Here is a 22704-nt window from a genome sequence, read left to right as displayed (position 1 = left end):
ATATCGATGGCTGAACAGATATGACTATCTGCTTTGGCTAAGGTATACTCGGACCCAATTATAGAAATTCACAGCACCGCGAAGAGATGCAGTATGTTTGAGAATCTAACTGATCGTTTGTCCAAGACGCTGAAAAATATCAGTGGTAAAGGTCGTTTGACCGAAGAAAACATCAAAGAAACCCTGAGAGAAGTGCGGATGGCTCTGCTTGAGGCTGATGTCGCACTTCCTGTTATCCGTGAATTTGTCAGTCGGGTCAAAGAAGGTGCCGTCGGCGTCGAAGTTTCCAAATCACTCACTCCGGGGCAGGAGTTCATCAAGATTGTACAAGCTGAACTTGAAGCGGTGATGGGGGCCTCGAATGAAGCGCTGAACCTTGCCGCTCAACCACCGGCAGTCGTCTTGATGGCGGGCTTACAGGGGGCAGGTAAAACAACCAGTGTCGGTAAGCTGTCAAAATTACTGAAAGAGCGGGATAAGAAAAAAGTCTTAGTTGTTTCCGCAGACGTTTATCGTCCTGCCGCAATCAAACAATTGGAAACACTGGCAAGTGATATTGGCGTTGACTTCTTCCCTTCAAGCGCTGATCAGAAACCGATTGATATTGCTTTAGCCGCCATTGATCAGGCGCGGAAAAAGTTTTACGACGTCTTAATCGTCGATACGGCAGGGCGCCTGGCTATTGATGAACTGATGATGTCTGAAATTCAGGAGCTTCATCGGGCGGTTAATCCTGTTGAGACGCTGTTTGTTGTCGATGCGATGACGGGGCAGGATGCTGCAAATACCGCGAAGGCTTTTGGTGATGCATTGCCTCTGACGGGGGTGATCTTAACCAAAGTTGATGGTGACGCGCGTGGTGGTGCGGCGCTATCTGTTCGTCATGTGACTGGAAAGCCAATCAAGTTTTTGGGTGTCGGAGAAAAAACGGATGCTTTAGAACCTTTCCATCCTGACCGAGTCGCGTCGCGTATTTTGGGGATGGGGGATGTTCTTTCTCTCATTGAAGATTTACAACGTAACGTTGATCAGGAAAAAGCTCAGAAACTTGCTCAAAAGTTTAAAGAGAAAAAAGGCTTCGATTTGGAAGACTTCCGTGAGCAACTAGGGCAGATGCAAAATATGGGTGGCATGATGGGAATGCTGGATAAACTTCCCGGAATGGCAAACATGAAAGAAGGCATCAAAGATAAAGTTGATGATCGCATGTTCAAACAGATGGAAGCGATTATCAGCTCTATGACGATGAAAGAGCGTCAGAACCCGGATGTGATTAAGGGTTCTCGGAAGAAAAGAATCGCTGCTGGTTCCGGGACTCAGGTTCAGGATGTGAATCGATTACTGAAACAGTTTACGCAAATGCAGAAAATGATGAAAAAAATGCAGAAAGGCGGCATGAAAGGCATGATGAGAAACATGCAAGGCATGATGGGAGGCGGTGGCTTTAACCCATTCGGACGGTAAATACTATCGTTGTGTGTATGTTCATTCACAATGGCTAAAAAATAGCTAAAGCCCTTGCAATAGCTCGCAATAAGAGTAAAATTCGGGGGCTTTAAATTGGCACGAGACCCCAATCGACTGTTCTGAAAAACAGTTCTTGGGGTTAATTTTATTATATAAGCAAGCAAAGAGGACGATATGGTAACCATTCGTTTGGCACGTCACGGCGCTAAAAAGCGTCCATTTTATCAAATTGTAGTTGCGGACAGCCGCAATGCTGCTACTGGTCGTTTCATCGAGAAAGTAGGTTTCTTTAACCCTACAGCATCTGGTCAGGAAGAAGGTCTTCGCCTTGATCTGGATCGAGTAAACCACTGGGTTGGACAAGGTGCATCTCTGTCTGATCGTGTAGCAAAACTAGTAAAAGACGCTCAAAAAGCGGCTTAATCTATCTGTAGATGACTAGTAAACGTCGATGGAAGGTCAAGGCACAATGAGTGAACCGAAAAGTAAAATAGTTGTTGGTAAGTTTGGATCAACTTACGGCATTCGCGGTTGGCTTAAGGTTTTTTCCTTCACAGACAATCCGGAAAGTATTTTTGATTATAGCCCTTGGTATATCAACCGTAAGGGAGAGTGGATTGAATACAAAATTGAAAGCTGGAAACGCCATAACAAAGGGATGGTGGTTAAGCTTGAAGGATTGGATCTTCGTGAAGACTCCCATCTTTTAACCAATTTTGAAATTTCAGTTGACTCTGCTTCACTGCCTGAACTGTCAGAAGATGAGTTCTACTGGCGAGAATTATTTGGGATGCAGGTGATCACCACAGGTGGCTACCATCTGGGCGAGGTCGTTGACCTCATGGAAACCGGCTCAAACGATGTTTTGGTTGTGAAAGCGAATCTAAAAGATGCTTTTGGACAAAAGGAACGTTTAATTCCGTTCCTTGAAGAGCAAGTGATTAAAAATATTGATCGCTCCGCTCAACGGATCGAAGTTGACTGGGATCCTGGATTCTGATTCCACGGTACAGAGCGAGAAAATGATGTGGGTTGGCGTTATTAGCCTTTTTCCTGAAATGTTTCGTTCTGTGACTGATTATGGGGTCACAGGTCAAGCGGTAAAAAAAGGGTTGCTATCAGTTGAAGTCTGGAATCCGAGAGACTTTACTCATGATAGACATCGTACAGTTGACGATAAACCCTATGGGGGTGGGCCTGGTATGCTCATGATGGTACAGCCTTTGCGTGATGCCATCCACGCAGCCAAAGCATCAGCTCCCGGAAAGACGAAAGTGATATACCTTTCTCCACAGGGACGAAAACTCGACCAATGTGGGGTTGAAGAACTGGCAGCAAATGAAAACTTAATTTTGATTTGTGGCCGGTACGAAGGCGTCGATGAGCGTATTATTGAGTCTGAAGTCGATGAAGAGTGGTCTGTCGGAGACTTTGTCATGACAGGCGGTGAATTGCCGGCAATGACTATGATTGATGCAGCTGCTCGGTTTGTCCCCGGTGTTCTTGGGGATTTTGCATCAGCAGAAGAAGATTCTTTTGCTAATGGATTGCTGGATTGTCCACATTATACGCGCCCGGAAGTATTGGATGGGAAAGAAATTCCTACCGTATTGAAATCGGGAAATCATCGTGACATTCGTCGTTGGCGACTGAAACAGTCGTTAGGCCGTACTTGGCTAAGAAGACCGGAGCTCCTGGAAAACCTAGCTCTGACTGACGAACAGGAACAGTTACTAGTTGAATTCATTCAAGAATATCAAGCTAAGTAACTTCAATTAATTGAGTATCAGTTTATTCTAGGAAAATTAACAATGAGTAATATCATCAAAGCTCTTGAAGAAGAGCAAATGAAACAAGACCTACCTAAGTTTGCACCTGGCGACACTGTCGTTGTGCAAGTAAAGGTAAAAGAAGGTGAGCGTGAGCGTTTACAGGCATTTGAAGGTGTTGTAATCGCTGTTCGTAACCGTGGTCTTCACTCAGCATTTACCGTTCGTAAAATTTCTAACGGTGAAGGTGTTGAGCGTACGTTCCAAACACACTCTCCAGCTGTTGACAGTATTGAAGTTAAGCGTCGTGGTGCAGTACGTCGTGCCAAGTTGTACTATCTACGCGAACGCTCTGGTAAGTCTGCTCGTATTAAAGAGAAACTTGCGAAGAAGTAATGCTGTCTCAGACATGCGTTCTCAAAAAACGGAGCCATCTGGCTCCGTTTTTTATGTCTTCTTTTATAACGCGAGGGATATGAAAGATGATTGAATTAATCCCGAGTATCTTCAACGACAGTGACCGGAATGGTGATTTCCTTGCCTTTCCTGATAACATCGACATGAATGGTTGTCCCCGGGCGCAGATCGGTCACTAAATCCATGACGCTTTGACGTCCGTTAATTTTTTTGCCATCAATTTTTATGATGATGTCTTGTGGTTTAAATCCTGCTGAGGCTGCCGGACCATTCGGATCGACACCGAGAACAATAATCCCGCCGATATGTTCATTGCCGAGAAGCCGAGATGCAACCGAACTGATATCTTGCCCGTCAATCCCTATATATCCTCGAATCACCCGCCCGTCGGCAATGATTTTTTCCATAATCTTATTGGCAAGCTTATAGGGAATAGCAAAAGATATACCGTAGGTTTCCAGATCGGTTGCTTGCTGGAATGAAGCGGTATTGATACCGACAAGCTCACCTTGGGTATTTACTAAAGCACCACCAGAGTTGCCTTCGTTGATTGCGGCGTCAGTCTGAATAAATGCCTGCCGACCATCAATACTGATGGACGATCTCCCGGTTGCTGAAATGATTCCGAAGGTGGTGGTTTGGCCTAGATTATAGGGGTTACCTATCGCGAGGACGACATCACCGACTTGAGGCGAGTAGTTCGGGTTCTGGGGAATGACCGGAAGGTTTGAGTCTTCAATTCTAAGTACAGCAATATCCGAACGGCGATCTTTACCGACCAGTTGTGCTGCTGCAACCCGACCGTCCTGAAGCGCAACGATCACTTGGTCGGCCTGAGCAATGACGTGGTAATTGGTAATAATGTACCCTTTTTCACTGACAATAACGCCAGAACCCAGCCCTTGTGTTGATAACTTTGAGCGGTCATTGGCAGCATATTTGCGGCTATAAATGTTAACTACCGCTGGTGCCGCTCTACGCACTGCTTGATTGAAGGTAATTTGCAGCGAGTTGATATTGGTTGGTTGTGGATTCTTTGCCGGTGGGAAAATATGGCTTCTCAAAGAAGGAACAGAAATAATGACGATCAGCGCGGTCACTAATCCAATTCCAACAGAACGAAGTAAGTTAGCTATCATATTTCAATCCACAGAACCATTATAAACATGTATATAGGGTGGAAAGAATAGCACTCTCTGAATCAATAGAAAATGGGCCTTTCATCAGAAAGGCCCAATAATGAATGAATTAACGGATAACGAGGTAGATGGTCCGATCATTACGTTGAATATTCAGAGCAAGAATACTTGGTGATTTCTCCAGAATTTTTCTCAACTCAGCGATATTTTTTACACGCTGTCTGTTCAGGCCAATAATGATGTCTCCCTCTTGTAGCTGATAGCCTTCAGCAGGAGAACCTTTTTCGACATGGGTCACTTTGACCCCTTGAATTGGGTCGCTTGAAGTTGTGTTAGACAGTTCGGCGCCAGATAGTCCCTCATACAGAGCTTTCGCCTGAGTTTTGGTCTCACTCTGTTTACCTAGCGTGACATCGAATGTTTGCTCTTTTCCATCTCTGAGGATACCCAGTTTCACTTTCTTACCCGCACCTAGTGTCGCCACTTTTGCACGGAGTTCAGAGAAAGAATCAATATCTTTACCATTGACGGAGACAATGATGTCACCAGCTTTTAACCCAGCTTTATCCGCTGCACTGTCCGGGACGACTTGGCTAACAAAAGCACCTTTGCTTGATTCATAGCCCATTGCTTGTGCCAGCTCAGAAGTGACTTCTCCACCCTGAACACCAAGCATTCCACGTTTGACTTCACCGTATTCGAGGATCTGATCCGTTAGGTTTTTCATCATGTTGGCTGGAATCGCAAAACCGATGCCCACATTACCGCCATTCGGACCAAGTATTGCGGTGTTAATCCCGATCAGTTCACCTTTTAGGTTCACCAGTGCACCACCCGAGTTACCGCTATTGATTGCTGCATCGGTCTGGATGAAGTTCTCGAAGTTTTCAATATTCAGTCCACTTCGGCCTAAAGCAGAGATAATGCCGGAAGTAACGGTCTGTCCCAGACCGAATGGATTACCAATCGCGACTGCAAAATCACCAACTCGGATTTTGTCTGAATCGGATAGTTTGATTTGAGTAAGGTTTTTCGCTTTATCCAATTTAATGAGCGCGATATCTGACATTTTGTCGCCACCGACGAGTTCGGCTTTATATTCACGACCATCGTAGAGTTTTACTCGGATTTTGTCGGCACCGTTAATGACATGGTAATTGGTTACGACATATCCTTTGTCTGCATTAATAATGACCCCGGAACCAAGTGCTTTAAAAGGACGTTCCTCAAGCTGTTCGGTTGGAAAGTTCGGGCCGAAGAAGAAACGGAATTGTTCTGGAAGGCGTTGATGGGATACTTGTGTTCCTTCAACAGCGATAGAAACGACTGCCGGTGTCACATGCTCAAGCATTGGTGCCAGACTTGGTAATTGTTCTCCGTTAACGGCGATAGGCAGAGCTGCCGCTGCTGGTAGCGGGGTGATGATCGAACTCATGCATAATGATAGGGTTGCTAATGCAAGCAAAGGTTTTTTCATCTTAAAACTCCTCTTTGGAAATCACCTGTTGTAACTATTTGATATCTTGATATAAAATTTTCAACAGCGTCAGTGTGTTTTAAGACTCAAAAACCTTAGCAAAGTTCACAAAAAATTTTAATTTGCTTGTGCGTTGATAATATCTTTTGAGTGGATGATCGGCTTTTCTTCATTTCTTAGCTGACCTGAAGCACCTAACGCGTAGTCTTTGGGCGGCAGGCTGTCTGGAGATTCTTGCGATTCAACCTCTTGGTGCTTGACGATCGTTTTGATAAATGGATTATCTTGCTCAGGAAGATTCGGAATTAGCTCTGAAGACGTTTTCGCTAAATGTTGATAGAGTTTGGTATAATCTTTGCCGATTGTGTCCAGCATCTCTGCGGTTTGGGCAAAATGATCCATCAGTTCTTGCCGTTGTTGCTCCAGCTCAAACTTCGCATTATCCAAGTCTTTCTGTACGGACTTCTGGTTTTTATATTGGGGGGTTGTCAGGCGAGTGATCACGACACCGACGACACATCCAATCAGCAAACCTATGATGGTATAGATCCAAGGCATAACCGCTCCTTATTGTTGTTATTTAACATGTTTTTTACCAAAAGGTTACACATGCTCAAAGGACATGGTACTATGACTTCCTTAGCTGATAAAGCAAAAAGCATGTGTTGCGCTGCACACTTTCCTCTCTTCTTATTTTACTCGATATTTATGACACCTAGGCAACGTTACGATCAGGATTTGAAAGACAACAATTTTCAGAAAGATGAAGCTCAGTTAATGGCAGTTGATGCTTTAGAGGATCTTTATCATCGATTCCTCGCCTATCTGGAAAGGCCGGTTGAACGAGATTCTTTATTGGCTCGTCTGCTCAGAAAAAAAGTTCAGAGCCCAGCCCCTCCCAAAGGGGTATATTTCTGGGGTGGCGTCGGGAGAGGGAAAACTTACCTGATGGATACTTTTTATGATGCACTCCCCACTCAGAGAAGGATGAGAGTACATTTTCATCGCTTTATGTATCGGGTTCATGAAGAGCTGAAGCGACTCCATCATGTCAATGACCCACTCGAAATTGTTGCTGATAAGTTTAGCGCTGAAACTGAAATCATCTGTTTCGACGAGTTTTTTGTCTCGGATATTACCGATGCCATGATTTTGGGCACACTTTTTCAGGCACTTTTCGCTCGGAATATGATTTTGGTTGCTACCTCGAACATTCCCCCGGACGATTTATATCGCAACGGCTTACAACGGGCACGCTTTCTCCCGGCTATCGAGTTAATTAAAGAGCATTGTCTGGTGATGAATGTGGATAGTGGCGTTGACTATCGGCTGAGGACACTCGAACAGGCAGAAATTTATCATTTCCCGAATGATGAACAATCAAGAGCCAGTTTGGAGAGCTACTATCGTCAACTCATCACCCATGAGTCTGATATCACGACAAGTATTGAAGTCAACCATCGACAGGTACCGATACTAAAAGCAGGAAATGGGGTGTTGTTCGCGACATTTGCACAGCTGTGTCAGAGTATGAGAAGCCAGAATGATTACATTGAATTGTCTCGTTTGTACCATACTGTTTTATTGGCTGATGTGAAGCAGATGAATGCAACGCTGGATGATGCAACCCGGCGCTTTATTGCCCTCGTTGACGAATTTTATGAGCGTCACGTTAAATTAATCATTTCAGCAGAAGTTGCATTGGATACCTTGTATCAAGGTGGGCAATTAACATTTGAATTTCAGCGTTGTCGCTCTCGTCTGATTGAAATGCAAAGTCGTGAATATTTGCTGAAAGAGCACTTGTCATAATCGCTTTACAAGCTTCTAAATTGATTGAGTTAAAAAATAAATTTTTGTCAGAAAAAAGATGATTTTTTTTTCTCACTTCTCTATAATCCTGCGACCCACCGTTACTGTAGGTCTGTTTTTTTATTCAGACCGAGAGTGCCAACCACTCGAAGGGGTGATGACTGGGCTCTAGACAGTGGGAGCGATTGCTCCTTAAGTGTAAATTTTAAATAACGGGTTATTATTAGCATGAAAACTTTCGTTGCTAAACCAGAAACTGTAAAACGCGACTGGTATGTTGTGGACGCAGAGGGTAAAACTCTTGGTCGTCTAGCAAGTGAAATTGCATCTCGCTTACGTGGCAAGCATAAAGCTGAATATACGCCTCACGTTGATACTGGTGATTACATCATCGTTGTTAACGCTGAGAAAGTGACTGTAACAGGTAATAAATCTGCAGCTAAGACTTATTATCGTCACTCTGAGTTTCCTGGTGGCATCAAGTCTATCACTTTTGATAAGCTGATCGACCACAAACCAGAGATGGTTATCGAGCTAGCGGTTAAAGGTATGCTTCCACGTGGTCCTCTAGGCCGTGCTATGTACCGTAAACTGAAAGTTTACGCTGGCGCTGAGCACAACCATGCTGCTCAACAACCAAAAGTACTAGACATCTAATTGGGGATTTCGGAAATGGCAGAGAATCAATACTACGGCACTGGCCGTCGCAAAAGCTCAGCTGCACGTGTTTTTATTAAACCAGGCAGCGGTAACATCGTAATCAACAAGCGTAGCCTTGATGAGTACTTTGGTCGTCCTACAGCTCGTATGGTTGTTCAACAACCGCTTGAGTTGGTTGAGATGACTGACAAACTTGATCTGTACATCACTGTTAAAGGTGGCGGTATTTCAGGTCAGGCTGGTGCTATTCGTCACGGTATCACTCGTGCTCTGATGGAATACGATGAGTCTCTACGTCCTGCTCTACGCGCAGCTGGCTACGTTACTCGTGACGCTCGTCGCGTTGAACGTAAGAAAGTTGGTCTACGTAAAGCACGTCGTCGTCCACAGTTCTCAAAACGTTAATTACGTTTTATGTGGTTTCGAAAACCCGGCAATATGCCGGGTTTTTTTATACTTGTTGTTTATGGATGATCGAGCCGTTCGTTTGGCAGACTTATGCATTGAACCCATATGTAAAACTGTAGGTGTCATGTGTTTAAGTTGCTTCTCAAGAGATGAATTTTTGGGGGCTAGACTACAATCGATGGTCATTACAGTACTGAGCCTGGCGCATAGCATATTATCTTCTAAAGAAGTTTCATTAGGTGATTCTTTGTTCTCTGAAGAAAGAGTGTTGGCGTGATGTGCACTAATTATGCTACTATACCGTGCTGTTTGTCAGGGTTTTGAATTATCAATGGAGGCTTGCCTCCATTGTTTTTATTATTATTGTGTGCTGGAGGGTTCCATGGCTGTTGCTGCCAATAAACGTTCTGTGATGACTTTATTTTCAAGTACCTCAGATATGTATAGTCATCAGGTGAGAATTGTTCTGGCTGAGAAAGGTGTAAGTGTTGAGGTAGAGTTAGTTGATGAATCAAACTTACCTGCGGAACTGATCGAGTTAAATCCATATAAATCAGTACCGACCCTTGTCGATCGTGAACTTGCACTCTATGACTCAAAAATTATTATGGAATATTTGGATGAGCGTTTTCCTCATCCACCACTGATGCCAGTTTATCCTGTAGCACGCGGTAATAGCCGTTTAATGGTTTATCGTATTGAGCGGAACTGGTATTCACTCGCTGATAAAATTATAAATGGTTCTGTTAGCGAAGCTGAGACAGCAAGAAGTAAGTTACAAAATGATTTACTGACATTAGCACCAGTGTTTGCTGAATTTGAATATTTCATGAGTGAAGAATTTAGTCTGGTGGATTGTTACCTTGCCCCGTTATTATGGCGTTTACCTGTATTGGGAATCGATCTTATTGGTCCGGGTTCAAAAGAGTTAAAAGTATATATGAACCGTGTTTTTGAACGAGATTCATTCTTGGCTTCTTTGACTGAAACTGAGCGTGAGATGCGTTTATCTCGTTAATTCGGGTAGGATGTATAACTCATGGATAATATGACGCCTCGGCGCCCGTATATGCTTCGGGCCTTTTATGACTGGTTATTAGAGAACGATCTGACACCTCATCTGGTTGTTGACGCAACACTTCCTGGTGTTCGGGTGCCTGTAGAATTCATTCAGGACGGGCAGATTATTCTGAACATTGCCCCAAGAGCTGTCGGGAATCTAGAGTTAGGCAACGATGCAATTATGTTTAGCGCTCGTTTTGGCGGGCGTCCTCATTCCGTTATTGTTCCTATTTTCGCTGTTCAAGCCATTTATGCGCGTGAAAATGGTGCAGGAACGATGTTTGAACCGGAAGACTCATATATTCAGCAACTTGAACAGGCTCAAGAGCAGGAAGAGCAGCAAAGTATTGATGTCGTAGAGACTACCGATGCTGACGACTCTGTCTCTCCTGATGATGAGCCTCCTCGTCCTCGCGGAAAACCGAGTCTGAGAGTAGTAAAATAGATAGTCTGGTTGAGATTTAGTCAAAAATTCGGAATAAAAAAGCAGCTTAAGCTGCTTTTTTTTGGGAATCATAACGGCGGTGATACATTTTTGCCCACCGTCTATTATTTATTGCTTCTTCTGACTGGGCGCATATTGGAATGCTTTAATCACGCGTTTCACACCGGAGATATTACGTGCGACTTCTGCTGCATGGTTACCATGTTCAGGTGTGACATAGCCGAATAAGAATACCTCTTTATCTTCAGTAATCACTTTAATCTTAACACCGTTCAGTTGATTATCCGTTAACAGTGAAGATTTAACCTTGGTTGTGATCCAACTGTCTTGGCTGATGTCCGATGTACTTAAAGGCTGACGAATTCTAACCTGATCATGAACATCTTTGACGCCCTTAATTTGTCGGACGTCTTTTTCCAATGATTCCAACAGATTGTCATCTTGAGATTGACCCATCAATACAACGACGCCTCGAAAAGAGTTCGATATGATTCGGGTCTTGCCGCGATAAGGTGGCTTTCTGATCAAGCCGGTTATTTCGGCTTCAATGTAATTGTCATCCCAGATTTCCTGAGTGGTTCGTGGATCCGTAACGATATCGGCTGTCGTTGCTGCACCGGCAATAAACAACCCAACACATCCGGATAACATGACAGCAAGAGATAACGTAATCAGAATGGTTAAGTTTTTCATGATTTACTCTTCATGGGGCGGAAATAAAACTTGATCAATCAGGTCACAGAGACAGTGCAATGTGACCATATGGACTTCATGAATACGGGCCGTCCGGAGAGAAGGAATGCGAATTTCTACATCGTTTTCTCCCAGTAAACCAGCCATTTCACCACCATCTTTTCCGGTCAGGGCAATGATAGTCATGTCTCGGGTTACTGCCGCTTCCATGGCTTTGATAATATTTTTACTATTACCACTGGTTGAAATTGCCAGCAAGATGTCGTTTGCTTGTCCAAAGGCTCGTACTTGTTTGGAAAAAATTTCTTGGTAATGGTAATCATTGGCGACGGCAGTCATCGTCGTATTGTCTGCCGTCAGAGCCATAGCCGGCAGACTAGGGCGTTCAGTTTCGAAACGGTTGAGCAGGCAAGACGCAAACTGTTGAGCGTTTGCTGATGACCCCCCATTCCCACAACAAAGGATTTTGTTACCATTAAGCAAACTGGCAACCATGGCCTGTGCTGCATGTGTAATAGCATCTGGTAATGCTTCAGCGGCAGCAATCTGAATTTGGATACTTTCAGTAAAACTAGCTTTAATGCTTTCGAGCATCGACTATCCCTGTGTTATTGCATTTTGGAACCAATCGATGTGACGACCATCTTGATGAATGGCAACCACATCGAAACGAAAATCGGTGTCATAAGGTGACAAACCTTGTTTTAATAACCAGAACTGAGCGGTCTGAATTAATTTTTTTGCTTTTGTCGGTGTGACGGCTTCAGCCGCATGACCGAAGTATCGATTCTTTCTATATTTAACTTCAACAAATACAGTCGTTTGTTGATCATGCATAATGAGATCAATTTCACCCGTGCGACATGAAAAGTTCTGAGTGATCAACTGTAAGCCACGCGCCACTAAAAAAGCCGACGCTGCTTGTTCATAGTGAGCACCGATCTCTCGATGGCTAGAGCGAGCCATACTCTCCCCAAGTTAATTCTTGCTGAACGATACACTGCTTATCAATACTGAGTGTGCCTGTTTGCCCCTCAACTTGATATCCCTCGACCGCTTTCATTTGCGGGAGCGATGTCATTAAAGTGTACGCATCCATCCCCATCGCTTTCAGTCTTTTTTCAGCATTGGAATCTTTAGGCCACAAGTCTTCCATTTGTTCTTTGGTCGCAGCCTGAGGCTTGAGCAGTAACGGAATATCACTAAATGTGACTCCCGTGAGATCTTCATACTGATTGCTACTATTACTCCGAGAACTTGAAAACAGTTTCGGCTGCGTTGTATCCGGATTAATCGCAACTTCGATGAATGGCTTGAGGAGTGTGAGCTCCGCGCTATTGGCAACAATATAGACGGTATCGATATCGCGTCTGCTACGAGGCTGACTTTCCAGCTTCATATCGAGTAATGATTCCATTTGAGCAATATTTTTTTGACTGTCCTGTAGGCCAAAGACCGCATTGATATTTTGCTGTAAATGACGTTTATCGCCAAACATACTAATCGTAAGCGGGTGCTTACTATATTTTTTCCACTCTTGTTGGAAGGCTTCTGCCACTCTTTCTCCGTAACTTCCTTGAGGCACAAGGATCATCGGATACTGGTATCCCAAGCGGAACAAATGTTTTGCTGCTTGGCTGGCCTCTTGTTCAGGAGACAGGGCAAAGTAACATGCGGATGAATTTGAGCTGATATTTTCGGGAATATTTAAGGCCAGCATCGGGATTTGATGTTTCTTTTGCTTTTCTATCTGTTGTAGCTGGGTGATATCTTCTTTGATTAGCGGACCGACGACGAAGTCGATATGTTCTTGCATCAACTGATTCAAAGTGTCTGAAAATGATTGTTCGTTGGTATCGATCACATTCAGCGTCATATCTGCGTCTCTGTCCCGGTCATTCATCATTGCAAACATAAATCCATCACGGATCAATTGAGCCTGCTGAGAAAATTTACCACTCAGTGGCAGGAGTAAAGCTGTTCTTTTCGGCGTTGAAATTTTCATGGCCAGAACCGCTTTGACACCCCCGGGCATATGAATTGCTGCCGGGTGATGGCTATTTTCTGCTAACCATTTTTCGAGTGTATTTTTGAGTTGGGAGAGATCACCATCCAGTGTTTTCATATAAATAGCGAGTTGCAGCCAACCGGCTAATTCATCTTCATCTGATGAAACATTTAACTCTGTAATCTCTATTGCAGAATAGTGAGAAAGATTTTGCCAGATCTGACGGGCAACTTTGGGCTGAATGTTTTGTGGGCTCAGGTCATAAACCTCAACTAGAGCCCGAGCGGCATCAAACCATTTTTCAAGACTTATAAAAATATCAGCTTTAGTCTGATAGAATGCTAGCCATTGAGCATCAGGCAGTTTCCACCACGGCTTAAAAACCAGTCGTTCGAGTGCTGCTTCATTCTGATTATTATTCAAAAACAGTCTGGCCCGGGCAAGTTGCCATTCCGCTTGCTGCGTTTCAGTCAGATTTTGTTTAGTGAGTCGGAATAACAGCAGATTCGCTTGGGCGACTTGATTCTCTTTCACCGCAGCTTTAAGCGCCATGATCAGCCAGTCGTTTTGTATTGACCCTTCATTGCTGTCGGCTCTCATGAGATAGTCCTGAGAACTGAGTGTCGGACTTTGAGTAATATCGACACGGTTCGAGTCTGTTGAATTGGAAGCACATGCCGCAAGAAGAATGGTGAATGTAATCTGAGCGATTAGGCGTGCTACATTGAGTCTGTTATGCTTTTTCTGAGCCATGAGCTGTACATTATTCCGGTAAAATTGTCTCTATAATAATCTTTGAAGTGATGATAAACAAATGACTAATCATAAAACGTTGCAGGAGCAAGCGCCAACACTATACATTGTTCCTACGCCAATTGGTAATTTAGGCGATATAACGCAAAGAGCCATTGATGTTCTTTCTCAGGTCGACATGATTGCTGCTGAGGATACGCGCCACACCGGGAAGCTTTTATCTCACCTGAATATTCAAACTAAAACGTTTTCTCTCCATGATCATAATGAGCAGGAGAAAGCTTCAGTGTTGGTTGATAAACTGCTATCCGGACAGTCGATTGCTTTAGTGTCTGATGCCGGAACACCATTAATCAGCGATCCAGGATATCATCTTGTGAAACTTTGTCGTCAGGCGGGTGTAAAAGTCGTTCCTCTGCCCGGAGCTTGTGCGGTCATCGCGGCATTAAGTGCTTCCGGTTTACCATCGGATCGATTTAGTTTTGAAGGTTTCCTTCCCCCGAAAACAAAAGCTCGTAAAGATAAGATAGCAGATATCGCCCATGATGAACGGACTTGTATTTTCTATGAATCCACTCATCGCATCATTGAATCACTCCACGATTTACAGGAAGTGCTCGGCCCTGAGCGAGAAGTCGTTCTGGCAAGAGAATTGACGAAAACCTTTGAGACGATTCAGGGATTGCCGTTGGGAGAACTGATCCCGTGGGTGATGGCCGATGAAAACCGTCGCAAGGGTGAAATGGTGTTACTTATTCATGGGTATCGGCGTTCTGAGTCAGATGAATTTTCTGAGGACGCTGTTCGAATGCTTAAAATCCTCGTTCAGGAGCTTCCTTTGAAAAAAGCGGCGGGGCTAGTGGCTGAAATGTATCACCTGAAGAAAAATGCACTTTATAAGTGGGGACTTGACCATCTGGATTGATGTGCTTGAATTGCTTTGACAGCGGATGGAAAAACAACCAGTCGCTTTTTCACCGGTAGACAGCGTTCCCCTTTCTCTATACAATTCGCGCTCGGAGTTGACTGGGTAGTCGCTGCTTTATTGATGTCCCTTGGTTTTGACCGGGGGAGACTGATAAAGGGGAGGAAAGTCCGGGCTCCATAGAGCAGGGTGCCAGGTAACGCCTGGGGGGCGAAAGCCTACGACAAGTGCAGCAGAGAGAAGACCGCCGATGACCCTTGTGGTCAGGTAAGGGTGAAAGGGTGCGGTAAGAGCGCACCGTGCGACTGGCAACAGTTCGTAGCAAGGTAAACTCCACCCGGAGCAAGACCAAATAGGCTCTCATATGGCGTGGCTCGCGTCTGGGAGCGGGTAGGTTGCTTGAGCCAGTGAGCGATTGCTGGCCTAGAGGAATGGCTACTACCGTTGCAAAACGGAACAGAACCCGGCTTATAGGTTAACTCCGGCTATTCTTGACCCATCATGATATTCAGTCATGATGGGTTTTTTGCTTTATATTGACGTTATCTGTCCCAGATCGTTTAAACTTGGCGCAATATCACGTCTGGTATTCAGGAAGGTAGTAGCGGTGTTTCTGGCATTCTACTACCATATGTCCTGGGCAGGTTGAACGTATTCTAATCCTTGCGTTTATTGCATATGGGATGGGTTGCCTGCATAGGTTTACGAGAGAACACATGACGCAAACAGCATTTCAACATATTTCCGTCCTGTTGGATGAGTCGGTCCGCGGACTGGATATCAAACCGGACGGTATCTATATCGACGGCACATTTGGCCGGGGTGGACATTCGCGCACGATTTTATCCAAACTTGGCCCCCACGGAAAACTTTATAGTATCGATCGTGACCCTCAGGCGATTGAAGCCGCCCGACAGATTGATGATCCCCGTTTTACGATCATTCATGGCCCTTTTTCTGCCATTGCTGACTATGCCGAAGAATATGGCTTGAGCGGTAAAGTGGATGGTGTTCTGTTTGATTTAGGCGTCTCCTCGCCTCAGTTGGATGATGCTGATCGCGGGTTCAGCTTTTTAAAAGACGGTCCGCTCGATATGCGGATGGATCCGACATCAGGTGTTCCGGTTTCTCAGTGGCTGAAGGATGCGGATTTAGATGATATTACTTGGGTCATTCGTGAGTTTGGTGAAGATCGTTACGCCCGCAGAATTGCCAAAGCGATTGTCAATTATCGTAACGATGACGAAAATGAACCGTTATTACGGACCCGGCAATTGGCACAACTGATTGCCGATGCGGTGCCGAAAAATTATAAAGAGAAGAAACATCCGGCCACTCGTGCTTTTCAGGCGTTTCGGATTTATATCAACAGTGAACTGGATGAAATCGATCTGGCGTTAAAAGGGGCACTGTCGATTCTTGCACCACAGGGTCGTTTATCCGTGATTAGCTTTCATTCGTTGGAAGACCGCATGGTGAAGCACTTTATGCGTAAAGAGAGCAAAGGGCCGGAGGTTCCCCAGGGGCTTCCTTTGACCGATGCTCAGATACAGGCATTGGGCAGTGCTCGTCTTAAGACGATTGGTAAGGCTATCAAACCTTCTGAACAAGAAGTCGCACAGAATACCCGCTCCAGAAGTTCGGTACTCCGGATTGCGGAAAAACTAGCATGACACAGACAAAAAACAGCCAATCCAGTCCGAATCTGGTTCGATTGATTTTGACCGATCTATTCACCGTGGGTCGGTTAGCGCTGTTTTTGCTTTTTATTATGTTCGCTACCGCGATGGGAATCGTATTTACCACACATCAAGCTCGAATGGCTATCACAGCGAGAGAACATGAGATGGTTGAACGAGAGCACTTAGATAGTGAATGGCGTAACCTGTTACTGGAAGAAACTGCGCTTTCAGATAACAGCCGAGTTCAGGATCTGGCTCAGAAAGATCTGAATATGATTCGTCCCGATGCAGACAAGGAAGTGGTAGTTCCTCTGAAATGAAAAAGATAGAGCCCTCTCCAAAAAAGCAGCCTTCTCAAAGCCATGTATTCATCCGCTGGCGCTTCTATATTATTTTATTCTTTGTTTTCTCCGCCTTTGGCATTCTGATTGGGCGTACCGCCTATATTCAGGTCATTGAGCCTGATAATTTGGTGTATCAGGGAGATTTGCGTTCAATCCGTGCGAAAACAATCCCATCAGCACGGGGGATCATATCTGACCGGAACGGAGAGCCGTTGGCTGTGAGCGTTCCTGTTGATGCCGTATGGGCCGACCCCGCCACTATTTTTAAATATCATGAATTGGATGATCGGAACCGATGGTACGCTTTAGCTGATGTATTGGGACTCGATCGGCAAGCCTTGATTGATAAAATTTCTGAAAATAAAAGTCGTCGTTTTATTTACTTGCAGCGTCAGGTGAATCCACCGATGGCAAAATACATCCGTGAGTTGAAGTTAAAAGGTGTCGGCCTGAAGTCGGAATCGCGGCGCTATTATCCTTCTGGTGAAGTGAGTGCCCACTTGATTGGGGTCACCGGGATTGATGGTCACGGATTAGAAGGGGTCGAGAAAAGTTATGATAACTGGCTCAGTGGCGAAGCCGGCAAGCAGGTGATTCGGAAAGACCGCTATGGCCGGGTGGTTGAAAATATTGCTCTGGAAGCCAAGCAGGAAGGGAAACCGTTACAACTCACCATTGATCAAAGAATTCAGGCCATTGCTTATCGAGCGGTGAAACAAGCGAAGGCGGATCACCGGGCAACATCGGCATCAGCAATTATTGTGGATGTCAAAAGTGGTGCCATTCTGGCCATGGTCAACGCGCCATCATATAACCCGAATAATCGTTCGGACCTACAAACTTTTCGGATGAGAAACCGGGTGTTGACCGATGCAATGGAACCGGGCTCAACCATTAAACCGTTCACGGAGATTGCTGCGATTGAAAATGGCGTTGCCAATCAAGATACGGTGATTGATACCGAGAACGGCGTTTTCCGAATCGGTGGTAGTCGTGTTCGGGATGTGTCTCGGGTCGGAAAAGCCAACTTACAAAAAATTCTCCAGAAATCGAGCAATATTGGGGTCGCAAAACTGGCTTTACGGATGCCGATTCAGGCGTTACTGGGATTATATGGCTCAGTCGGACTCGGGGAATTATCCGGATTGAATATCGTGGGGGAATCGACGGGGATTTTTCCAAACCGGACGCGGTGGTCCAAATTTGAGATTGCGACCTTAGCATTCGGTTATGGCATCTCTGTCACTCCGATTCAACTGGCTCACGCTTATGCCACGCTGGGGAATTATGGCGTTTATCAACCGTTACATATTATTGAAAACAACCAGCAGAACCTGTCCAAAAAAGTGATTGACCATGATGTCGCAAAGTTAGTGCTGGGATATATGGAAACGGTGACTCAGCCCGGAGGAACGGCAACCAAGGCTGCGATTCCCGGATATCGGATTGCAGCAAAGACGGGTACATCACGGAAAGCAACAAAAGGGGGGTATAGTGATGAATATGTCAATATTACTGCTGGGATTGCACCGGTCAGTGATCCCCGTTTAGCTTTAGTGGTGGTTGTCAATGAGCCTCAGGGAGACGAATATTACGGCGGCTCGGTTGCCGCGCCTGTTTTTGCAGAAATAATGAAAGGGGCACTCCAGATTATGAATATTGCTCCCGATGATAATCAGCCCCGGAGTAAATAAGGAATACGTATGTGTGAAAGTATATCGATTGCGGAATTGATTTCTCCCTGGCTTCAATTAGAAGCAACCACATATGCTGATATCCCGATTCGCCGGTTGGTACTCGATAGTCGGCAGATTTATCCCGGAGATACTTTTGTTGCCGTCATCGGCCATCAAGTTGATGGACGGGGGTTTATTGATACTGCTGTCACTGCGGGAGCCAATCTGATTATTGCCCAGTCTGATTCACACAAACAACACGGTACCATCGAGTCTCACGCTTCAGTGCCGATCATCTATTTGGATGAATTGAATGCTCATCTCTCCGAATTGGCCAGTCGGTTGTATCATCATCCGAGTCAACATCACTCGTTGGTGGGGATCACCGGAACGAATGGCAAAACAACGATTTCTCAATTGATTGCCCAGTGGTTAAATGTATTGGGAAATCAGTGTGCCGTGATGGGCACGACAGGGAATGGTTTTCTTGAACAGTTACAGCCAGTCGGCAATACAACCGGCAGCGCGATTGACATTCAGGCAACATTATCCGCTTTGGTGAATCAAGGGGCGAACTATACTGCGATGGAAGTGTCATCCCACGGTCTGGTTCAAGGGCGAGTCAAAGCTTTGTATTTTGATGTGGGCGTGTTCTCCAACTTGAGTCGCGATCACCTTGATTATCATGGTGATATGGAGACTTATGCGCAAGCGAAGCAGTTACTATTCTGTACGCATCACTGCCAACGCGCAGTGATAAACGTTGATGACCCGGTTGGTCGTTCATGGTGTGATGATCTGGATGAAGCGATCGGGGTCTCTTTGTCGGGACGTCCACAAACCCGCCTTGGCGTTTGGGCAACGGATATCCGCTACAGTGAAGATGGTATTCACCTCTCGTTTGATGGTTCATGGGGAAGCGGCAGTTTTTCAGTGCCTTTAATCGGAGCATTCAACGCCAGTAACGTGTTACTGACCTTTACGACCATGCTGGCTCTTGGATTTGATAAAGATGATTTAGTCGCAACTGCCGGGCATTTATCTCCTGTTGTGGGTCGTATGGAGTTATTCCAAACTGCGGGACGAGCAAAAATAGTCGTTGATTATGCACATACCCCTGATGCGCTTGAAAAAGCACTGTCTGCACTGAGGGTTCATTGTCATGGCAAGCTATGGGCTATCTTTGGTTGTGGTGGTGATCGGGATCGGGGCAAGCGTCCGCTGATGGCTGCAATTGCAGAGCGGTTGGCTGATCATGTCATACTGACCGATGACAATCCACGCAGTGAAGCGGCGCAGCTGATTATTGAGGATATGTTGCAAGGCTTACAGTCTCCGGCGGATGTATATATTGAGCATCAACGACAAAAAGCGGCTGAATATGCACTCGCTCATGCCGATGAGAATGATATTATCTTGCTGGCAGGAAAAGGGCATGAAGATTATCAGGTGACGGCCGAAGGGGTTCATCACTATTCTGATCGAGAGACGGCAATAAGACTGTTGGAGTTAACGGCATGATTCAGGTTTCACTATCACAATTGGCAAATGTTCTTGAAGCAGAACTGATTGGCGAAGATCTTGATATTCAGACAATTTCAACGGATACCCGCCATATCGACAAGGGAGCGTTGTTTATTGCCTTGGCCGGTGAACGGTTTGATGCGCATGATTTTGCGGATCACGCGATCGAGCAAGGTGCGCAGGCGTTACTGGTGAATCGGGCGTTGAAAGTTAATGTCCCTCAGATTGTGGTACGCGATACTCGCCAAGCTTTAGGGAAAGTTGCTGCGTGGGTTCATCAGCAGTGTCAGACGAAAACCGTCGCAATCACGGGAAGTTGCGGTAAGACGACCGTGAAAGAAATGGTTGCTGAGATTTTATCCCAAAAAGGTCGGGTGCTTTATACGCAAGGGAATTTCAACAATGAAATTGGCGTACCTTTAACCTTACTTCAATCTTGCCCTGAAGATGATTTTGCTATTATTGAGCTGGGAGCGAATCATGTCGGTGAAATTGCTTATACGACTCGCTTAGTCAGACCGGATGCGGCATTGGTCAATAATGTTGCTGCGTCCCACTTAGAAGGATTTGGATCTTTAGAGGGCGTCAAAGTCGCCAAAGGAGAGATCTTTGAAGGGCTGAATCCCGGAGCGACAGCGGTGATTAATCTCGATAGTCAGGGGAATTCTGTGTGGGAAAAGATCCTCGCTGATAAGCATGTTGTGACTTTCTCACGCCAACATGCGTCTGCTGACTTTTATGCTCAGTCAATTCGTCTGGATGCATCTGCACGACCAAGCTTTACACTGGTGTCACCTCAAGGTCAGCGAAATGTTCAATTGAATATTATCGGTGAACATAATATTGCCAATGCCTTGGCTGCGGCTGCATTGGCAACGTCTGCCGGTGCAACGTTAGATGAAATAAAAACTGGATTAGAAAAGGCGAAAAATGTGCAGGGGCGTGTGGATGTGTCGATGCTGACGCCAAACATTCGTTTGATCGATGATAGCTATAATGCCAGTGTACCGGCTGTAAAATCTGCTATTGATCTGCTGGCAACATTCTCTGCAGTGCGGTGGCTTATTTTAGGAAATATGGCTGAGCTTGGTGATGAAAGTCTTGCACATCATCGCCAAGTCGGTGAACATGCAGCCCCCTGTGGGTTTGATTATGTGCTGACATATGGCGACGATGCCAAAGTTATCAGTGAGGTGTGCCAAGGCGTACATTTCTCTTCACATCAACATATGCTGGAGTATATCGAGCGGCAACTCGATAAGAATCAAAATCAAGAGCATGTTTTACTCGTTAAAGGCGCGCATAGTGCCGGCATGGGTAAGATAGTTGCTGCTCTCAAGGAGAAATACGCATGATTATTTGGCTTGCAGAATTATTACAGCCATATTTTTCTTTCTTTCGTCTGTTTGAATATCTGTCATTCAGAGCCATCCTTAGTATTTTGACCGCATTGGCGCTTTCCCTCTGGATGGGACCTCGCCTTATTAAGCGACTTCAATTGCTACAAATCGGGCAAGTTGTTCGTAATGACGGACCTGAGTCTCACTTCAGCAAGCGCGGGACGCCGACCATGGGCGGAGTGATGATTCTCGCGTCGATCTTTATTACGGTGTTATTGTGGACCGATTTGTCCAATCCTTACGTCTGGGCTGTGATGGTTGTTCTGCTCGGTTATGGCGCGGTTGGCTTTGTTGATGATTATCGTAAAGTTGTGCACAAAAATACGGATGGCCTCATCGCGCGATGGAAGTATTTTTGGCAGTCTCTGATTGCTTTATGTGTCGCATTTGCTTTGTATATTCATGGCAAAGATACCAGCGCGACAGAACTTGTGGTGCCTTTCTTTAAAGATGTCATGCCACAATTGGGAATGTTTTATATTGTTCTGACTTACTTCGTGATTGTCGGAACCAGTAACGCGGTCAATTTGACGGATGGACTGGATGGGCTGGCGATTATGCCGACTGTTTTAGTCGCTGCCGGTTTTGGGGTTATTTCCTGGGCTACGGGAAATGTGAATTTTGCCAATTATCTCCATATTCCTTATATCGCTTATGCTTCCGAACTTTCCGTCGTCTGCACCGCTATCGTCGGCGCCGGGCTTGGGTTTCTATGGTTCAATACTTATCCTGCACAGGTCTTTATGGGAGATGTTGGATCACTCGCTTTAGGTGGTGCGCTGGGAACTATTGCTGTGCTTGTTCGACAAGAATTTGTTCTGGTGATCATGGGCGGGGTATTTGTGATGGAAACGCTCTCGGTGATTCTACAGGTCGGGTCTTATAAATTACGTGGACAACGTATTTTCAGAATGGCACCCATCCATCATCACTATGAGTTGAAGGGGTGGCCCGAGCCTCGTGTAATCGTGCGTTTCTGGATTATTTCAATTGTGCTGGTTCTGATTGGCTTGGCAACACTGAAAGTCCGTTGATACTTTGTT

General features: G+C 45.3%; 24 protein-coding genes and 1 other RNA gene. 18 read left to right on the top strand and 7 right to left on the bottom strand.

Annotated elements, in window-relative coordinates; genetic code table 11:
* The first annotated feature begins 93 nt into the window (after nucleotides 1-93).
* The 5 genes from ffh (at nucleotide 94) to rplS (ending at nucleotide 3632) form a co-directional block, all read left to right on the top strand.
* On the top strand, nucleotides 94-1464 hold the full coding sequence (ffh, locus tag AC55NX_RS01835) for a signal recognition particle protein (protein WP_496994184.1): 1371 nt from the start codon (nucleotides 94-96) through the stop codon (nucleotides 1462-1464).
* A gap of 177 nt (nucleotides 1465-1641) precedes the next feature.
* Complete coding sequence (gene rpsP, locus AC55NX_RS01830; protein WP_059121562.1) at nucleotides 1642-1890, top strand: 30S ribosomal protein S16; 249 nt, start codon at nucleotides 1642-1644, stop codon at nucleotides 1888-1890.
* A 28-nt stretch (nucleotides 1891-1918) separates the two neighbouring features.
* The gene (gene rimM, locus AC55NX_RS01825; RefSeq protein WP_496994183.1) at nucleotides 1919-2467 is read left to right on the top strand and encodes a ribosome maturation factor RimM; all 549 of its coding nucleotides are present in this window, start codon (nucleotides 1919-1921) and stop codon (nucleotides 2465-2467) included.
* Nucleotides 2468-2492: 25 nt separating this feature from the next.
* On the top strand, nucleotides 2493-3236 hold the full coding sequence (trmD, locus tag AC55NX_RS01820; RefSeq protein ID WP_496994253.1) for a tRNA (guanosine(37)-N1)-methyltransferase TrmD: 744 nt from the start codon (nucleotides 2493-2495) through the stop codon (nucleotides 3234-3236).
* Between the two features lie 42 nt (nucleotides 3237-3278).
* Nucleotides 3279-3632: a 50S ribosomal protein L19 gene (gene rplS, locus AC55NX_RS01815; RefSeq protein ID WP_496994182.1), complete on the top strand. Its 354-nt coding sequence runs from the start codon at nucleotides 3279-3281 to the stop codon at nucleotides 3630-3632.
* A gap of 95 nt (nucleotides 3633-3727) precedes the next feature.
* Here the strand turns inward: rplS and degS are convergent, their stop codons facing one another.
* The 3 genes from degS to zapG all read right to left on the bottom strand — a co-directional run bounded on the left by degS (nucleotide 3728) and on the right by zapG (nucleotide 6827).
* The gene (gene degS, locus AC55NX_RS01810) at nucleotides 3728-4792 is read right to left on the bottom strand and encodes an outer membrane-stress sensor serine endopeptidase DegS (RefSeq protein WP_496994181.1); all 1065 of its coding nucleotides are present in this window, start codon (nucleotides 4790-4792) and stop codon (nucleotides 3728-3730) included.
* A gap of 109 nt (nucleotides 4793-4901) precedes the next feature.
* Entirely contained in the window at nucleotides 4902-6269 is a 1368-nt protein-coding gene (locus tag AC55NX_RS01805) for a DegQ family serine endoprotease (RefSeq protein ID WP_496994180.1), read from the bottom strand.
* 117 nt (nucleotides 6270-6386) lie between these two features.
* Entirely contained in the window at nucleotides 6387-6827 is a 441-nt protein-coding gene (zapG, locus tag AC55NX_RS01800; RefSeq protein ID WP_496994179.1) for a Z-ring associated protein ZapG, read from the bottom strand.
* Nucleotides 6828-6977: 150 nt separating this feature from the next.
* Between zapG and zapE the strand changes: the two genes are divergently transcribed.
* The 5 genes from zapE to sspB all read left to right on the top strand — a co-directional run bounded on the left by zapE (nucleotide 6978) and on the right by sspB (nucleotide 10656).
* Nucleotides 6978-8081: a cell division protein ZapE gene (gene zapE, locus AC55NX_RS01795; RefSeq protein ID WP_496994252.1), complete on the top strand. Its 1104-nt coding sequence runs from the start codon at nucleotides 6978-6980 to the stop codon at nucleotides 8079-8081.
* Between the two features lie 228 nt (nucleotides 8082-8309).
* Nucleotides 8310-8738 (top strand): 50S ribosomal protein L13, encoded by a 429-nt coding sequence (rplM, locus tag AC55NX_RS01790; protein WP_038183160.1) that lies wholly within the window; start codon nucleotides 8310-8312, stop codon nucleotides 8736-8738.
* Nucleotides 8739-8753: 15 nt separating this feature from the next.
* Nucleotides 8754-9146 carry a 30S ribosomal protein S9 gene (gene rpsI / locus AC55NX_RS01785; protein WP_038183163.1) on the top strand — a complete coding sequence of 131 codons (393 nt, stop codon included), beginning with the start codon at nucleotides 8754-8756 and terminating at the stop codon, nucleotides 9144-9146.
* Between the two features lie 385 nt (nucleotides 9147-9531).
* Entirely contained in the window at nucleotides 9532-10167 is a 636-nt protein-coding gene (gene sspA, locus AC55NX_RS01780) for a stringent starvation protein SspA (protein ID WP_496994178.1), read from the top strand.
* A 30-nt stretch (nucleotides 10168-10197) separates the two neighbouring features.
* Nucleotides 10198-10656, top strand: coding sequence for a ClpXP protease specificity-enhancing factor (gene sspB, locus AC55NX_RS01775; protein WP_496994251.1), 459 nt, complete (start codon nucleotides 10198-10200; stop codon nucleotides 10654-10656).
* A gap of 108 nt (nucleotides 10657-10764) precedes the next feature.
* On the opposite strand, the gene AC55NX_RS01770 is transcribed toward sspB, so the two are convergent.
* Genes AC55NX_RS01770 through AC55NX_RS01755 form a run of 4 tightly spaced genes read right to left on the bottom strand, consistent with a single transcriptional unit; the run spans nucleotide 10765 to nucleotide 14110 of the window.
* Nucleotides 10765-11349 (bottom strand): BON domain-containing protein, encoded by a 585-nt coding sequence (locus tag AC55NX_RS01770; protein WP_496994177.1) that lies wholly within the window; start codon nucleotides 11347-11349, stop codon nucleotides 10765-10767.
* A 3-nt stretch (nucleotides 11350-11352) separates the two neighbouring features.
* Nucleotides 11353-11943 carry a phosphoheptose isomerase gene (locus AC55NX_RS01765; RefSeq protein WP_038183172.1) on the bottom strand — a complete coding sequence of 197 codons (591 nt, stop codon included), beginning with the start codon at nucleotides 11941-11943 and terminating at the stop codon, nucleotides 11353-11355.
* 3 nt (nucleotides 11944-11946) lie between these two features.
* Nucleotides 11947-12315: a YraN family protein gene (locus AC55NX_RS01760; protein WP_496994176.1), complete on the bottom strand. Its 369-nt coding sequence runs from the start codon at nucleotides 12313-12315 to the stop codon at nucleotides 11947-11949.
* Entirely contained in the window at nucleotides 12302-14110 is a 1809-nt protein-coding gene (locus AC55NX_RS01755; protein WP_496994175.1) for a penicillin-binding protein activator, read from the bottom strand. The genes AC55NX_RS01760 and AC55NX_RS01755 overlap by 14 nt, the downstream gene beginning before the upstream one ends.
* A 61-nt stretch (nucleotides 14111-14171) precedes the next feature.
* On the opposite strand from AC55NX_RS01755, the gene rsmI reads away from it, so the two are divergent.
* The 8 genes from rsmI to mraY all read left to right on the top strand — a co-directional run bounded on the left by rsmI (nucleotide 14172) and on the right by mraY (nucleotide 22695).
* Nucleotides 14172-15035, top strand: a complete 864-nt coding sequence (gene rsmI / locus AC55NX_RS01750; RefSeq protein WP_496994174.1) for a 16S rRNA (cytidine(1402)-2'-O)-methyltransferase — start codon at nucleotides 14172-14174, stop codon at nucleotides 15033-15035.
* Nucleotides 15036-15128: 93 nt separating this feature from the next.
* An RNA gene (rnpB, locus tag AC55NX_RS01745) (RNase P RNA component class A) lies at nucleotides 15129-15522 on the top strand.
* 229 nt (nucleotides 15523-15751) lie between these two features.
* Nucleotides 15752-16708, top strand: coding sequence for a 16S rRNA (cytosine(1402)-N(4))-methyltransferase RsmH (gene rsmH / locus AC55NX_RS01740; RefSeq protein WP_496994173.1), 957 nt, complete (start codon nucleotides 15752-15754; stop codon nucleotides 16706-16708).
* On the top strand, nucleotides 16705-17037 hold the full coding sequence (gene ftsL, locus AC55NX_RS01735) for a cell division protein FtsL (protein ID WP_059121523.1): 333 nt from the start codon (nucleotides 16705-16707) through the stop codon (nucleotides 17035-17037). Before rsmH ends, ftsL begins: the two co-directional genes overlap by 4 nt.
* Entirely contained in the window at nucleotides 17034-18755 is a 1722-nt protein-coding gene (locus AC55NX_RS01730; protein ID WP_059121522.1) for a penicillin-binding transpeptidase domain-containing protein, read from the top strand. The genes ftsL and AC55NX_RS01730 overlap by 4 nt, the downstream gene beginning before the upstream one ends.
* Nucleotides 18756-18764: 9 nt before the next feature.
* Nucleotides 18765-20258 (top strand): UDP-N-acetylmuramoyl-L-alanyl-D-glutamate--2,6-diaminopimelate ligase, encoded by a 1494-nt coding sequence (murE, locus tag AC55NX_RS01725; RefSeq protein ID WP_496994172.1) that lies wholly within the window; start codon nucleotides 18765-18767, stop codon nucleotides 20256-20258.
* The gene (gene murF, locus AC55NX_RS01720; protein ID WP_496994171.1) at nucleotides 20255-21616 is read left to right on the top strand and encodes a UDP-N-acetylmuramoyl-tripeptide--D-alanyl-D-alanine ligase; all 1362 of its coding nucleotides are present in this window, start codon (nucleotides 20255-20257) and stop codon (nucleotides 21614-21616) included. Before murE ends, murF begins: the two co-directional genes overlap by 4 nt.
* Nucleotides 21613-22695: a phospho-N-acetylmuramoyl-pentapeptide-transferase gene (gene mraY / locus AC55NX_RS01715; RefSeq protein ID WP_496994170.1), complete on the top strand. Its 1083-nt coding sequence runs from the start codon at nucleotides 21613-21615 to the stop codon at nucleotides 22693-22695. Before murF ends, mraY begins: the two co-directional genes overlap by 4 nt.
* The last annotated feature ends 9 nt before the right edge of the window (nucleotides 22696-22704 follow it).

Source organism: Vibrio rubrogenes (genome assembly GCF_059641415.1).
This window is presented reverse-complemented; position numbering and strand designations above follow the sequence as displayed.

Coding starts and splice junctions, on each gene's coding strand:
- ffh (WP_496994184.1), top strand. CDS start 94: ATGTTTGAGAATCTAACTGATCGTTTGTCCAAGACGCTGAAAAATATC.
- rpsP (WP_059121562.1), top strand. CDS start 1,642: ATGGTAACCATTCGTTTGGCACGTCACGGCGCTAAAAAGCGTCCATTT.
- rimM (WP_496994183.1), top strand. CDS start 1,919: ATGGAAGGTCAAGGCACAATGAGTGAACCGAAAAGTAAAATAGTTGTT.
- trmD (WP_496994253.1), top strand. CDS start 2,493: ATGTGGGTTGGCGTTATTAGCCTTTTTCCTGAAATGTTTCGTTCTGTG.
- rplS (WP_496994182.1), top strand. CDS start 3,279: ATGAGTAATATCATCAAAGCTCTTGAAGAAGAGCAAATGAAACAAGAC.
- degS (WP_496994181.1), bottom strand. CDS start 4,792: ATGATAGCTAACTTACTTCGTTCTGTTGGAATTGGATTAGTGACCGCG.
- AC55NX_RS01805 (WP_496994180.1), bottom strand. CDS start 6,269: ATGAAAAAACCTTTGCTTGCATTAGCAACCCTATCATTATGCATGAGT.
- zapG (WP_496994179.1), bottom strand. CDS start 6,827: ATGCCTTGGATCTATACCATCATAGGTTTGCTGATTGGATGTGTCGTC.
- zapE (WP_496994252.1), top strand. CDS start 6,978: ATGACACCTAGGCAACGTTACGATCAGGATTTGAAAGACAACAATTTT.
- rplM (WP_038183160.1), top strand. CDS start 8,310: ATGAAAACTTTCGTTGCTAAACCAGAAACTGTAAAACGCGACTGGTAT.
- rpsI (WP_038183163.1), top strand. CDS start 8,754: ATGGCAGAGAATCAATACTACGGCACTGGCCGTCGCAAAAGCTCAGCT.
- sspA (WP_496994178.1), top strand. CDS start 9,532: ATGGCTGTTGCTGCCAATAAACGTTCTGTGATGACTTTATTTTCAAGT.
- sspB (WP_496994251.1), top strand. CDS start 10,198: ATGACGCCTCGGCGCCCGTATATGCTTCGGGCCTTTTATGACTGGTTA.
- AC55NX_RS01770 (WP_496994177.1), bottom strand. CDS start 11,349: ATGAAAAACTTAACCATTCTGATTACGTTATCTCTTGCTGTCATGTTA.
- AC55NX_RS01765 (WP_038183172.1), bottom strand. CDS start 11,943: ATGCTCGAAAGCATTAAAGCTAGTTTTACTGAAAGTATCCAAATTCAG.
- AC55NX_RS01760 (WP_496994176.1), bottom strand. CDS start 12,315: ATGGCTCGCTCTAGCCATCGAGAGATCGGTGCTCACTATGAACAAGCA.
- AC55NX_RS01755 (WP_496994175.1), bottom strand. CDS start 14,110: ATGGCTCAGAAAAAGCATAACAGACTCAATGTAGCACGCCTAATCGCT.
- rsmI (WP_496994174.1), top strand. CDS start 14,172: ATGACTAATCATAAAACGTTGCAGGAGCAAGCGCCAACACTATACATT.
- rsmH (WP_496994173.1), top strand. CDS start 15,752: ATGACGCAAACAGCATTTCAACATATTTCCGTCCTGTTGGATGAGTCG.
- ftsL (WP_059121523.1), top strand. CDS start 16,705: ATGACACAGACAAAAAACAGCCAATCCAGTCCGAATCTGGTTCGATTG.
- AC55NX_RS01730 (WP_059121522.1), top strand. CDS start 17,034: ATGAAAAAGATAGAGCCCTCTCCAAAAAAGCAGCCTTCTCAAAGCCAT.
- murE (WP_496994172.1), top strand. CDS start 18,765: ATGTGTGAAAGTATATCGATTGCGGAATTGATTTCTCCCTGGCTTCAA.
- murF (WP_496994171.1), top strand. CDS start 20,255: ATGATTCAGGTTTCACTATCACAATTGGCAAATGTTCTTGAAGCAGAA.
- mraY (WP_496994170.1), top strand. CDS start 21,613: ATGATTATTTGGCTTGCAGAATTATTACAGCCATATTTTTCTTTCTTT.